Annotated in this window: 17 protein-coding genes and 1 tRNA gene; 6 read left to right on the plus strand and 12 right to left on the minus strand. The window is 38.4% G+C overall.

Annotated features, from left to right (window positions below):
- Nucleotides 1-282: 282 nt before the first annotated feature.
- The 3 genes from VB691_RS14465 to rpmA all read left to right on the plus strand — a co-directional run bounded on the left by VB691_RS14465 (nt 283) and on the right by rpmA (nt 2,209).
- Complete coding sequence (locus VB691_RS14465; RefSeq protein WP_323292214.1) at nt 283-1,341, plus strand: hypothetical protein; 1,059 nt, start codon at nt 283-285, stop codon at nt 1,339-1,341.
- Between the two features lie 167 nt (nt 1,342-1,508).
- Nucleotides 1,509-1,901, plus strand: a complete 393-nt coding sequence (gene rplU, locus VB691_RS14470; protein WP_323292215.1) for a 50S ribosomal protein L21 — start codon at nt 1,509-1,511, stop codon at nt 1,899-1,901.
- A 44-nt stretch (nt 1,902-1,945) separates the two neighbouring features.
- A complete protein-coding gene (gene rpmA / locus VB691_RS14475) occupies nt 1,946-2,209 on the plus strand; it encodes a 50S ribosomal protein L27 (protein WP_323292216.1) in 264 nt (87 codons plus the stop codon).
- 117 nt (nt 2,210-2,326) lie between these two features.
- Here the strand turns inward: rpmA and VB691_RS14480 are convergent.
- Together VB691_RS14480 and VB691_RS14485 are read right to left on the minus strand one after the other, a co-directional pair.
- Nucleotides 2,327-2,399, minus strand: a tRNA-Arg gene (locus tag VB691_RS14480).
- Between the two features lie 39 nt (nt 2,400-2,438).
- Nucleotides 2,439-3,116, minus strand: coding sequence for a uracil-DNA glycosylase family protein (locus VB691_RS14485; RefSeq protein ID WP_323292217.1), 678 nt, complete (start codon nt 3,114-3,116; stop codon nt 2,439-2,441).
- 86 nt (nt 3,117-3,202) lie between these two features.
- Between VB691_RS14485 and VB691_RS14490 the strand changes: the two genes are divergently transcribed.
- The 3 genes from VB691_RS14490 to VB691_RS14500 all read left to right on the plus strand — a co-directional run bounded on the left by VB691_RS14490 (nt 3,203) and on the right by VB691_RS14500 (nt 5,170).
- On the plus strand, nt 3,203-3,397 hold the full coding sequence (locus VB691_RS14490; RefSeq protein WP_323292218.1) for a hypothetical protein: 195 nt from the start codon (nt 3,203-3,205) through the stop codon (nt 3,395-3,397).
- A 46-nt stretch (nt 3,398-3,443) separates the two neighbouring features.
- Nucleotides 3,444-4,547 carry an AI-2E family transporter gene (locus tag VB691_RS14495; protein WP_323292219.1) on the plus strand — a complete coding sequence of 368 codons (1,104 nt, stop codon included), beginning with the start codon at nt 3,444-3,446 and terminating at the stop codon, nt 4,545-4,547.
- 68 nt (nt 4,548-4,615) lie between these two features.
- Nucleotides 4,616-5,170, plus strand: coding sequence for a DUF2808 domain-containing protein (locus VB691_RS14500; protein ID WP_323292220.1), 555 nt, complete (start codon nt 4,616-4,618; stop codon nt 5,168-5,170).
- 146 nt (nt 5,171-5,316) lie between these two features.
- On the opposite strand, the gene VB691_RS14505 is transcribed toward VB691_RS14500, so the two are convergent.
- The 10 genes from VB691_RS14505 to VB691_RS14550 all read right to left on the minus strand — a co-directional run bounded on the left by VB691_RS14505 (nt 5,317) and on the right by VB691_RS14550 (nt 12,387).
- The gene (locus VB691_RS14505) at nt 5,317-5,724 is read right to left on the minus strand and encodes a DUF29 domain-containing protein (protein WP_323292221.1); all 408 of its coding nucleotides are present in this window, start codon (nt 5,722-5,724) and stop codon (nt 5,317-5,319) included.
- A gap of 16 nt (nt 5,725-5,740) precedes the next feature.
- Nucleotides 5,741-6,817 carry a dTDP-glucose 4,6-dehydratase gene (gene rfbB, locus VB691_RS14510; protein ID WP_323292222.1) on the minus strand — a complete coding sequence of 359 codons (1,077 nt, stop codon included), beginning with the start codon at nt 6,815-6,817 and terminating at the stop codon, nt 5,741-5,743.
- Between the two features lie 41 nt (nt 6,818-6,858).
- Nucleotides 6,859-7,461, minus strand: a complete 603-nt coding sequence (locus VB691_RS14515) for a Uma2 family endonuclease (RefSeq protein WP_323292223.1) — start codon at nt 7,459-7,461, stop codon at nt 6,859-6,861.
- Nucleotides 7,462-7,538: 77 nt separating this feature from the next.
- A complete protein-coding gene (locus VB691_RS14520; RefSeq protein WP_323292224.1) occupies nt 7,539-8,612 on the minus strand; it encodes a glucose-1-phosphate thymidylyltransferase in 1,074 nt (357 codons plus the stop codon).
- Between the two features lie 2 nt (nt 8,613-8,614).
- A complete protein-coding gene (gene rfbD / locus VB691_RS14525) occupies nt 8,615-9,496 on the minus strand; it encodes a dTDP-4-dehydrorhamnose reductase (RefSeq protein WP_323292225.1) in 882 nt (293 codons plus the stop codon).
- Between the two features lie 74 nt (nt 9,497-9,570).
- A complete protein-coding gene (locus VB691_RS14530; protein ID WP_323292226.1) occupies nt 9,571-9,930 on the minus strand; it encodes a hypothetical protein in 360 nt (119 codons plus the stop codon).
- A gap of 91 nt (nt 9,931-10,021) precedes the next feature.
- Complete coding sequence (gene rplY / locus VB691_RS14535; protein WP_323292227.1) at nt 10,022-10,324, minus strand: 50S ribosomal protein L25; 303 nt, start codon at nt 10,322-10,324, stop codon at nt 10,022-10,024.
- Nucleotides 10,325-10,354: 30 nt separating this feature from the next.
- A complete protein-coding gene (locus VB691_RS14540; protein WP_323292228.1) occupies nt 10,355-11,701 on the minus strand; it encodes an adenylosuccinate synthase in 1,347 nt (448 codons plus the stop codon).
- 66 nt (nt 11,702-11,767) lie between these two features.
- A complete protein-coding gene (locus VB691_RS14545; RefSeq protein ID WP_323292229.1) occupies nt 11,768-12,160 on the minus strand; it encodes a type II toxin-antitoxin system VapC family toxin in 393 nt (130 codons plus the stop codon).
- Nucleotides 12,157-12,387, minus strand: coding sequence for a type II toxin-antitoxin system Phd/YefM family antitoxin (locus VB691_RS14550; protein WP_323292230.1), 231 nt, complete (start codon nt 12,385-12,387; stop codon nt 12,157-12,159). The genes VB691_RS14545 and VB691_RS14550 overlap by 4 nt, the downstream gene beginning before the upstream one ends.
- Between the last annotated feature and the right edge of the window lie 559 nt (nt 12,388-12,946).

Genomic DNA, 12,946 nt, shown 5'->3' on the forward strand with positions numbered 1-12,946 from the left:
CTAGTTAAGAATCTACGAAGCAAGAATCCACTCACTTCAGGGAGTGGAGTGTCAACAGTCTACATCGAACTTTCTCAAACATTGTCATCAATTATTACTTTAATCTTGCTTAATCATGTTAGATCTAGGGACTTCTTGGGCAATCTAAAGTTGTAGTCGAAATCTTGGTTAACTGGGTCAGTTAGACAAAACTTGGTTCTCAAGGAGCCAGGATCATGATCTTGAGCCTACGTTAATAACGCCTAAACCCTATGAAGTCTGCGCTCTTAGAGGAGAAACCCCATGAATAATACCCCTGACACTACTACATCGATTTCCCCAACCCCCCATGATGCTACTAAAGATGTCCCTTGGTGGAATCGTAATGTGATTGGTGAAGATAGCCTTATTCATGCGCTATTTAGCAAATTTAGTAAGCCTGAAGTGTCTGAGAGTGCTAAGTTTCTTCATAATCGGGAAATGACGGATGTGCTGGTTTTTGCCAAAACGGCCCAAGCGATCGACAATGAGAAATTTGGTAAAGAAGAATTTCTGATCTTTGTCAAAATGAAGTATTTGCTCGGACGAGATCTTGATGATTATGCGGGACTTTATCATAGTTTACAACTGCTTAAAGTGGCTATTGAAGCCAAAGATAGTTTCATTTCTATTGACCAAACTGAATTACGTTATCGTGGTACTAAACAACAAGAATTTTATCAATTAGTTGAGAGCTTATTAAAAGATCACGATAATAAGGAAATGTTTCGTCAAAAATTACAAGAAAATCTGGCGGATCTTCTCCCTCAAATTAAAACAGAAGAAGGAAAAACTGCTTTACAATCTTACGCAAAACACCTTGATAAATTATCAGAAAGTGAACTTGGATTACAATTGCTTTCTCTGTTCAAAACCTATCAACTAGCTGATTATTCCATTTTGCGGATCATCTCAGAAATGATTCAAAGTTTGGGCAAAAGTGATTTACAGGATTTTAAGAGTTTAATGGCTTTGGTGGTGGTTAACTATAGTGTATTTGAAAAATTAAAACAAATTATTGGGTTGTCAGAGCGACAAAATACCCCAGAAACTTATACTTTGATGATTCAATTTATTGCCCTTTCTAACAGACACGCTATTTCTTATCTCAAGTTTGACGACTTGATCAAGGTGATGCGGAAATGGTTTAAGCCTTATCATGCCATCATCAGTATTCGTCAAGAACATCCTCCTACAGAATATAAACAACCGAAAGAATTTCAGGCACCCATTCCAGGGATTGAAATTTATGAAAAGTATCAAAAATGGCTCACAGACAAGAAAACAGGAATGTCTTATATTGATTTTGGTGACGACAATTAAAAAATAATAATTATTTTGACTTGACATCTATCAAAATAATCTAAGATAATAAGGAATTGTCTGTCTAATTCCTGCTCGGATCAGGTATGGCATCGATAAAAGCAGTGTGCGATGGTTAATTCTGTCCCTTCCTGCTACCTGTACGGCAACTGACCAAGGATAAATTTATGAGTTACGCAATTATTGAAGCGAGTGGAACACAACTCCGGGTTGAGCCAGGTCGTTTTTATGACCTTAATCGTCTTTTCTCTGATGAGGGCGATTCTTATACCATTGATAAAGTGCTGTTGATTAACAATGATGATGAAATCACCATTGGACAGCCTTTTATTGAAGGAGCAACGGTTGAAGGAACCATTTTAAGACATCGACGGGGACGTAAAGTGATCGTCTATAAAATGCAGCCTAAGAAGAAAACCCGCAAAAAACGGGGACATCGTCAGGAATTAACCCGTCTGATGATTACTTCCATCACCCTTAACGGTTCCGTCATTGCAGAAAGTTCTGTAGATCAATTAGAACCAGTCTTAGCGACAACTGTAACCGATGAGGAAGAATAAATCTACAATGGGAACAATCAACAGGAAATAGATAAGAAGGAATTATGGCTCATAAGAAAGGAACGGGTAGTACAAGAAACGGGCGTGACTCTAGAGCTCAAAGACTAGGGGTTAAACGCTATGGTGGCCAAGTCGTTAAAGCTGGAAATATTCTAGTTCGTCAACGGGGAACCAAAGTTCATCCTGGCAATAATGTGGGACGAGGTAATGATGATACTCTGTTTGCTTTGATCGATGGTATCGTCACCTTTGAACATAAAACCAGAAGTCGCAAACAAGTCAGCATTTATCCTGTGGCCGCTGAGTAACCTTACAGCAGTTTAGAGTAAGTCATTGATGTAGGGACAATTCATGAATTGTCCCTACTGTTTTTTTTGGCGGTAACGGGGCGTAAATCCCAGTTACAAGAATGACTTCGTTATTAACGGGTGTGACAGGACTCGAACCTGTAACCGACGACTTAGAAGGTCGTTGCTCTATCCTTTGAGCTACACACCCATGTTTCCCATTGTAACCTGTTTTTTAGCGTAATCAGAGCTAAAACTCAAATTCATTTAACCGTTGTTGTAGCATTTGTGGGAACTTACTATAATAGCGTTGATTGAGGGGTGAAGGGTGAGGTAAAGGAAGTAGTTCTACTTGACGCTGATACTGCTTTGCTTGCTCATCAGTCCATTGTAGGGTAACAGGGAGTTTAGCTTCATAGCGATCGCTGCGTTGCCAAAAGTTATCCATCTCTGCTTTGGTGGTGTAAGGAGTAAACCATTTAAAGGCTTCTGTCCCCAGGGTAATAATTTGAGTGCCTTGCCAATACATGACCAATAGTTGGGCCACAAAGGGGCGAAATCTTGCTTTAACTTCAGTAGAATAGGCTTTATTACCAGGGGGTTTGTAGGGAACTGTGTTGGTCAATAAAACGCGATCGCAAACCGTTTGTAAATCAGATGGACTGGTGGCTGCTTGTTTATTCATGGCCAAATAAAAGCCCTTGCGTACAAGGGTTCCTGCGGCCCCAATGAGAGGTTGTCCCGCGTGAACTTCATCCCGTCCCAAATCTCGGCCAAAAAAGCAAATCTGACTCTTAAGATTCCCTGCATATAATATAGCATCAGCCGGGTTTTTCCCTGCCGCCTGATAGATAGGAAGATCAACGGGAAAGGGTTTTCGTTCTGCTTCTTGACGAATTTGCACTAACAGGGTTTCAATCTCGGACATTAATTTATTAAGTCTAGGATGACAGCAATCAGTACCATACCATGTTGGGTTACACTGATTATTATAAATTTTATTGATCGGGAAATATGAACAATATTCTGGGTTTTATTCTCAAGATTTTTAGTATCTCTTTGGTATTTTCTCTAATTATTAAATATCTTGCTCCTTTCATTCCAGTAGTTCCTAATGATCTTAATGCTACCATTTTTGTTATGGTTCTTCCTCTAATCATGACTTTATTATTGGTGTGGCGAACCCAGAAAAAATCTTCTAATTTATAAATTCCTTCTTAAACCAACACTTAATTACTTAATCTCTAAATTGCTTATGAAGTTCTCTCAATGGCTTGGCTTTATAGTCCTGGTAATTTCTCTCTATATCCTTTGGCAAATTCGTCAATTATTACTGTTATTATTTACGGCAGTTATTATTGCTAATTCCCTCAATCATGCTGTGCAACGGTTCCAAAAATGGGGCATAAGTCGCAGTTATGCTGTTCTCTTAGCTATGAGCCTTTTAATTGCTACTTTAACGGCATTTATCTGGATTATTATTCCGCCTTTTGCTGAACAATTACCTGAGTTATTAAAATTAGTTCCTCAAGGGATTGATCAATTAATTATTACCCTAAAAGAATTTATTTCTCGCCTCGACCCTGAATTAATTCAATCCTTACCAACTACCGACCAATTCCTCCAACAATTACAACCATTAGTACAGCAAATTGCGGGTCAAGGTTTAAATGTTTTTTATATGACATTAGGGATTCCTTTAACTATCTTATTGTTATTAGCTCTCAGTTTAATGTTGTTAGCAAATCCTCAAGCCTATCGTCAAGGATTTATGCGTTTATTTCCCTCATTTTATCGCAATAAAATTGATCTAGTTTTGACAGAATGTGATGAGGCATTACAAGGATGGCTATTAGGGATTTTATTTAATATGACAATTATTGCTATTTTGAGTTTTATTGGCTTGTCAATTTTTGGAATTCGCCTCAGTTTAGCTCAAGCAATGTTAGCTGGTCTTTTGACTTTTATTCCTAATATTGGGCCAGCTTTAAGTGTTATTCCTCCGATGGCGATCGCTTTATTAGAAGCCCCTTGGAAATCCTTAGCCGTACTGATTCTTTATATTGGTATTCAGCAGATTGAAGGTAATATTTTAACCCCTTTAGTGATGGCTCATCGAGTATCTCTACTCCCTGCCATGACCTTACTATCTCAGGTATTTTTTGCGACAATCTTTGGATTTTTAGGATTATTTTTAGCCCTACCCTTAGCCGTTGTTAGTCAAGTTTGGTTAAAGGAAGTGTTAATTAAAGATATTTTAGATCAATGGGAAACCGAGCCAAAAATATTAAACAATGAAACTGAATATTTGCCCCTGAATTCAATAGAAGATGAAACAGAGACAAAAGAGCTTGAATAAATTGGTTTTTCTCGATATACTATAAAGTAAATCAATGATGATTAAATTACTCCTAGATAATACAAAAAATGGGTTCTATTGTCTTAAAATATGTGTTAGGAATTGTCAGTAGTTCGGTTTTGAGTGTTTCTCCTCTCTTGGCCCTAGAAATGGGCAATGGTGTTACTTTATTTAATAAATCTCCTCGTCTTGTTGATGTGTCTACAACCTTAAGCAGTATTAGAGTTAGAGGTGCTAATTATTATTTCACCCTAGAATTGCCCGAAAATGTAGATGAACCCTTACAAAAATTGACGATTCAACAAAGTCAGGGCCCAGATACGATATATTTTTATTTGGAGGAAACTTTTGCCTTTGAAGGTAAACCCATTAATCGAGGTAATGCTTTAACTGTTGCTGAAGTAAAACGCAATCTTGATAATAATAAAATTACGATTAATTTTGAGCCACCTATCCCACCAGGAACAACTTTTACCATTGCACTGAAACCGCAAAAAAATCCTGAAATTAGTGGCAATTATCAATTTGGTATTACTGCTTATCCGGTGGGGAAAAAAGCCCAAGGCTTGTATCTTGGGCCCGGAAGATTAAGATTTTACCCCCATAGCGATCGCTTTCCTTAAACTGAGATCTTGCACCATGATTAAAAAATCATAAAACCCCGATTTTTGAAGACAGAAAACCAAGCATGACTTCCTTACTATTTTCTGAAAAATAAGGGTTTTCAAGCTAGTTGAAAGATCTCAGTTAAAGGAGATAAAGAGATTGTTTAATTGGTTAATTCAGCTAACAATTTCTCCCAAGAATAAGGACATTTATCCGGTAAATCAAAGTCATAGTTTTTCAAAACTTTTTTCTTTGCAGCTTGGTATATTTTTTCTAAGTCTAACTTATTCCTAACGGTTTTAGTGAGAACAAATCCTAACTGCTCATAGAATTCATCAATTTCATCTTGCCAGTGTTTTCTGGGGTCAATAAGTTCAGAATATTCAAGCTTTAATTTATGAGCAATTATTTGTTTTAAAAGATTAAAAGCTGCCCTAACTTCACTTCTCCCCAAAGCTTCTATTTCCTCTACTAAATTAGTAACATCAAGTTGTTCATACTTTCCTTGTAGGAGAAAGCTTGCTTGTTCATCCAACCATTGAACAAAGTCTTTTTCATAAGTGCTAGTCATTATTTTGTCTCCTAATTTATCCATAGACTTTTTGATAATAGTCTTGATATTCTTGGGATAATAAAGGTTGCCACCAAATTTGATTATCTAAATACCATTGAATGGTTTTTCTTAACCCTCCTTCTACGGTTTCTTGAGGTGTCCAACCTAATTCTGTTTTAATTTTAGTAGCATCAATAGCATAACGTCGATCATGGCCAGGTCTATCCTTAACAAAGGTAATTAATTGTTGAGCAGGTTTAACAGGTAAATTAGGGGCTAATTCATCCATTAAGTCACATAACATGGTTACTAAATCGATATTTTTAACCTCATTATTGCCCCCAATATTATAAGTTTCCCCAGGTTTTCCCTGATTAATTACTGTCTCTAAAGCTGAACAATGATCACCCACATATAACCAGTCTCGAATATTTTGCCCGTCTCCATAAACAGGTAAAGGCTTACCTAATAAGATATTAATACACATCAAAGGAATTAATTTTTCAGGGAAGTGATAGGGGCCATAATTATTAGAACAATTAGTAATAATTGTCGGCACATTATAGGTATGATAATAAGCTCTTGCTAGGTGATCACTCCCTGCTTTTGAGGCAGAATAGGGACTATTAGGAGCATAAGGCGTAGTTTCTGTAAAAGCTGGATCATTTGCTTCTAAACTACCATAAACTTCATCAGTAGATACATGAAGAAAACGGTAATCTTCTGGTTTACCTTGTGCATTCCAATAATGACGAAAACTCTCTAATAAGGTAAAAGTTCCAATGATATTGGTTTGAATAAAAGCATCAGGGCCAAGAATAGAACGATCAACATGAGATTCCGCAGCAAAATGAGCCACAATTTTGATATTTTCTTCTTTTAAAAGATTATCAATTAAAGAGCGATCGCAGATATCTCCCTTAACAAATTTAAAGTTTTCTCTGTCTTCTAAACTGGCTATATTCTGACGGTTTCCCGCATAAGTTAGGGCATCTAAAACGATAACATGAGCATCAGGATATTTGTGACAGAAATGATGAACAAAGTTAGAACCGATAAAGCCTGCGCCGCCAGTGATTAGGATACTTTTTTTTTCTTCAGATAATAACATAAGCTAACTCAAATATTCTGGAGTTTTATTAACTAATTTAGTTACCAAATAGTATTCATTTGTAAGATGAAACCTGGCAAAATTGGATCGCCAATCACAGTCGTTGGATTCTCTAAAGATTCTACTTCTATTTGAGGACGATAAATATAGACTCGGCGATTTTTACGATCAATTAACCAACCTAATTTTGCTCCGTTATCGATATATTCTTGAAGTTTATCCTGAAGTGATTGAAGTTGATCACTAGGAGAGCGGATTTCAACCACAAAATCAGGACAAACAGGAGCAAATCTAATTCTCTGTTCTTGAGGAATAGAATTCCATGTTTCTAAAGTCATCCAAGCTGCATCAGGAGAACGATCCGCTCCGTTTGGTAGTTTAAACCCGGTAGAGGAATCAAACCCAATTCCTGAACCATCTTCGTCTGTCCAATTAGCAAGTTGTTGACTCAGTTTAAAGTTACGATTTCCAGTTTCAGATCCTGTTGGGGGAATAATTATTAATTCTCCTTTGGCGTTGCGCTCAATGCGATAATCTCGGTTTAATTGACATAAAGCGAAGAATTGTTCGTCTGTCATTTCGAGCGCGGGCGATATTTGTAAAACCAAAGGTGTATTCTCAGTTGATAAAGTAGTAGGAATCATCTTTCAATTTTCCTCTAATATTGGTCAAACTAATTCAATTTTTATAACGATAACATGATTGAAAATTTTAAAGTATACTAAACCAACTCAATATGAGAATCATCACCCACCATAAACCTTAAGGCTTTAGGTCTTTGAGGAGCCATTTCTAGTTTAGCACGTCGTCCAATTAAACTATCAACAATTCGCTGATGAATTTGCAAGATTTTTGCTCCTTCTAAAATAACACTGTGTTCAATATCAGCATCAATTAAAGTCCCGTTATCACCAATACTGGTATAGGGGCCAATAAAACAGTTTTCGATGTGACAATTCTGACCAATAATGACAGGGCCACGGATGGTACTATTAATAATTTTAGAACTTTTTTCAATATGTACCCGTCCACTTATTTGACTTTTATCATCAATGTCTCCCCCTTTAGAAATTTTTAGATTTGTATCTAAAATAATGCGATTTGCTTCTAATAAATCATCCTTTTTCCCTGTATCTAACCACCATCCCTCTAATTTTAATGCTTCTACAGTTTTTTGAGTATCAATTAATTCCTGAATGGCATCAGTAATCTCTAATTCTCCCCGCGCTGAAGGTTGAATTGAGGCAATGGCTTTATGAATGGTAGGAGAGAAAAAATAAACCCCTACTAATGCTAAATTTGAGGGGGGAACTTTGGGCTTTTCAACTAACTCTAAAACTCGCCCTTTTTCATCGACTTTCGCCACACCAAATGCCGTAGGATTAGAGACAGAACGGAGTAAAATTAAACTATCAAGCTGTTTACTTTTAAACTCCTCTAAAAAGCTATTTAAACTGTCTTGAATTAAGTTATCTCCCAAATACATAATAAAGGGAGAATCACCTAAAAATGGTTGAGCCACTTTAACAGCATGAGCTAACCCCAAAGGATGATCTTGAACGATATAAGTAATCTTAGCCCCAAATAGCTGGCCATTGCCCGTTTGAACTTCAATTTCTTCGCCAGTTTCGGGACTAATAATAATACCAATATCGGTAATTCCTGCGGCAACAATTGATTCAATTCCATACCATAAAATGGGTTTATTAGCAACAGGAACTAATTGTTTTGCTCCCGTATAAGTTAGGGGCCGTAGTCTCGTTCCTTTGCCACCGGAAAGAATTAATGCTTTCATAATTAATTATTACAAAGTTGTTTGAGCATTTGTTTGAGAGAATTACGCCAATAAGGGGGATAATTCCCTAAGATAGAGGTAATTTTTTGCCCTGATAAAACTGAATAAGCAGGGCGTTTAGCAGGGGTGGGATAATCAGCCGTTGTAATCGGAATTACTTGCTTAACCTGAATGGGAAAACCCAGGTTTTCAGCCTCCTCAAAAATGGCTACAGCAAAATCATACCAGCTAGTGACCCCACTATTTGTAAAGTGATAAATTTCTGATGTTTCTATTAAGTTAACGGTTAACAATAATTGAGCGATCGCCTCAGCAATATCTCTGGCCCAAGTCGGACTACCTACTTGATCAGCCACGATTCTTAATTGCTCTTTTTCTTGCCCTAACCTTAACATGGTTTTAACAAAATTCCCCTTACCATAGGTTCCATAAACCCAAGCCGTTCTCAAAATTATATAGCGATCGCTCGCCTTTTGTATTCCCGTTTCTCCGATAAGTTTTGTCTGGCCATAAACACTTAAAGGATGAGTCAAATCATCTTCTAGATAGGGAGTATTTTTTGTCCCATCAAAGACGTAATCTGTAGAAATATGCAGAAGAAATGCACCAATTTTTTGTGATTCTTCTGCCATAATGGTTGGAGCAATACCATTAATAGCTAAAGCCAAATCAGATTCACTTTCAGCACGATCAACGGCTGTGTAAGCTGCTGCATTAATAATAATATCGGGTTTGGCTTCTATAATAACTTGACGGATCTGATTGGGATCAATTAGGTTCATGGTTTGACGGTTGACACTGATCACCCTTCCTAGAGCAGTAAGTGTGTCTTGTAACTCCCGGCCTACTTGTCCATCACTACCTATCAGCAAAATTGTTTTCATTGATTATTAAGGCAAGAAGTTAACCACAAGTCTACAAGATTTGGGGACAACTGGACAGCTAAATTCACGTCCGACTAATTTTGATTTTCTAGTTCACTCAATCTTGATTCTAGATTTCTGAATCTTTGTTCAATATCTAGATGTTCTGATTCGTTCGTGATGCTGTACCCGATAAGTTGTTCTATCCGTCTTTCGTTGCGGTTAGATCTTTCTATAAATCGAGTCATTTCCTCTACCATGATCTCAAGGGTTTCCCTTTCCCGTTCTTGTGCATCTTGAAACTGAATCTGTCTTTCTTGTAGTTCCCTAGCGATCAGCATTATTTGATTGTTGTCTCTAACTTGGATTTTCTGTAATTCGGAAATGTTGTTAGTTAAAGCTTCAATCGCTCGTGCGTTAGACTCAATCAGCTTTTTTAAATCTTCATCTGACATCGGTTAAACTCCTATTAGATGTCAACACGGGACGGCGTAGGGGCATAATATATTATACCCCTACCAATTTTTGTCTATTTGATTCTAATCCCTAAGCATCAGCAGCAACATAACAGAAACTCAGATGTAAAAGATTGCGTTTCCAGGGATGAGCTTGAATTTCTTTGATGACAGCATTACCATTCCAAGAAAGATCGGGAATTGTCACCTCAATCACTGTTTCATCCACTTTCACACCCCTCAACATCAGGGCCGCTTCTTTTTGATTGACCATTAACTGCATTGATTCTGTGCCATCATGGCCATATAAGGTGGCAGGGATTAAGCCCTCACGACGTAAGGCGTTAGGTTTGCTGCCTTCGGGTCTTTTTTGACATTCAATGGTTAAAGACATAGGATTTACTCACTAAAAGGTTAATAAAGTTTATTCATCAGTGGTGACGCTAAGGGGATCACCATTTACATCAAGCAGGGCCCGTTTAGGCCCATGAATCGGATCTTCAACGATAATCGTCTGATCACGACTGGCCCCCAAAGAAACAATGGCAATGGAAACTGCCATCAGTTCAGCCAAAAACTTAAGATAGTTCAATGCTTCCTTGGGTAAGTCTTCTAAGGTTCGGCAATTTTCTGTTGATTGTTGCCATCCTGGTAAAGTTTCGTAAATGGGGTTACAACGGGCAAATTGACTGGCATTACTAGGAAAATGATTACAGATTTGGCCATCAAGTTCATAAGCGACACAGACTTTGATTTCTGCTAACTCATCCAGGACATCAAGTTTGGTAATAGCTAAACAGTCTAATCCATTGATCCGTACCGCATAGCGACCAATTACTCCATCAAACCACCCACAACGCCGTGGACGGCCGGTGGTAGTGCCAAATTCAGCCCCGCGCGAGCCTAATAATGCGCCGATTTCCCCATGTAATTCCGTCGGAAAGGGCCCTTCACCTACACGGGTTGTATAAGCCTTAGCCACCCCAATCACGCGATCAATGACCGTTGGGCCGACACCTGCCCCCACGCAAGCCCCACCCGCAATGGGATTCGAGGAGGTAACATAGGGGTAGGTTCCGTGATCGAGGTCTAATAGAGTTCCTTGGGCCCCTTCAAACAGGATATTTTTGCGCTCTATAATGGCTTCGTAGATTTTCAGAGAACTATCCACCACATAAGGGCGTAATTGTTCTGCATAATCTAGATATTCGTCAATAACGCTTTGGGGGTCAAGGGGAGCCAGGTTATAAAGCTTTTCTAAAATAACGTTTTTATACTTGATTGTCCATTCTAGTTTTTCTTTGAGTTCATCAGGGTTCATTAAATCGACGATCCGAATGCCCGTCCGTTCTGATTTATCGGCATAAGTTGGGCCAATTCCCCGTCCGGTTGTGCCAATTTTCTGTTTACCCCGTCTTTCTTCGGATGCCTTATCTAATAGACGATGATAAGGCATGGTAACATGGGCGGTCTGAGAAATAAATAGATTCTGGGTAGAAACTTTGAGGGCGTGGAGTTGGGCCAATTCTTCGAGTAAGACTTTGGGATCAATTACTGTCCCTGAACCAATAATACACTCTGTGTCAGGATACAAAATACCTGATGGAATGAGGTGCAATTTAAAGGTTTGTCCCTGTACAACGATTGTATGGCCTGCATTTACCCCTCCTTGGGGTCGCACTACCACATCCGCTGAACGGCTCAATAAATCGGTGATTTTTCCTTTTCCTTCGTCGCCCCACTGTGCGCCGATGACAATTACGTTAGCCAAGAGTTTATAAATAGCTAGAGTTCACACAATCTATCATCTTAGATAATTAAGAGCTTTTCTGTCAAGTTACCAAATAATTTCTGAGTAAAACGTTTTTATCTCTTTATCTGCCGTTATGATCGAAGCTTGATGAAGCTTGGCTAGGGCGACCATAACTCGATCTACGGGATCTCGATGTTCCCATTCTAGTTTGACACTTTCCAACCACACATCTTCATCAACGGGAACGATACGAACAACAGTAGATTTTTTTAAAGAGGCGACATATTCGTTCAAATCAACGCCTAAATCTAGTTTCTTATTTTTGATTTTGATGGCAATTTCCCAGATAGCAATTGACGGAACAAGTCCGTTTTTCTCTTTTTCCATAAGGTTGCAGCCCTCTTTCGCTGCTGCCGACAGTTTTTCTGGATCTAGACTCCACCAAATTAAGGCGCAAGTGTCGAGGACAATCTTCACGTTTCTCCCCATTCCTCTGTTATCGGTGTTGTCAAATCTTCAAAATAAGTAATTTTTCCGCGCATTTTAGCAAATAACTCATCTGTTGGCGGTGAATTGGCATATTTAGAAATTTTCACCACAGGATTCCCCCGATCAGTCACTATTATTTCTTCTCCTTCTGACTCAACCAGTCGTAAGAACTCCAGGAGTTGACTTTTAAGTTTACTTTTGGAAATTGTTTTCATCGGAAATTTGGGTAGAAACCCCGTCCCCTTAGGACGGCTTTATATTTGTACCATTACCGCCTTGGAGTTGCTTGATTCGGTGTACTTTTGTATTGCACTTTCAACGGGACAGTTACCATTTCAAATTTCACAACTCTGTACGCATAATGTTTGGATTTGCATCCCTCCCTTGCGGGGTTAAGTTAGCTTCGCCAAAGTTTTAAGAGCTTTTTCGACTTGCAGCACTGTTTTAGTGACCTTAAAACTGTTTAACTGCAAATGACAGGGCAGGGAACTAGCTTCGCATTCCGGGGTGTCGTGACTCAAAAAACGTAGTCAGTTAAGACTTAGGCTGGTCAGAATGGCTTGTTAGATTTCTCTTTCAAGCCTCACCCCTTTAGGGCTGAGGTTCCTGACAATGTCTCTAGTCATGACCATAGGCATATTTACAAGGTATCATATTTTTCAAGGTTATCTGTTGCTTTGAGTCAATCTACTTATAATGATTAAAAGGAAACCCTAATATTTTCACCAGCAATGGCATCATCGGTGTAAGACCTTGCTAACCTATAGAAGCGAC

The organism is Crocosphaera sp. XPORK-15E (genome assembly GCF_034931425.1).
Taxonomy (GTDB): Bacteria; Cyanobacteriota; Cyanobacteriia; order Cyanobacteriales; family Microcystaceae; genus UHCC-0190.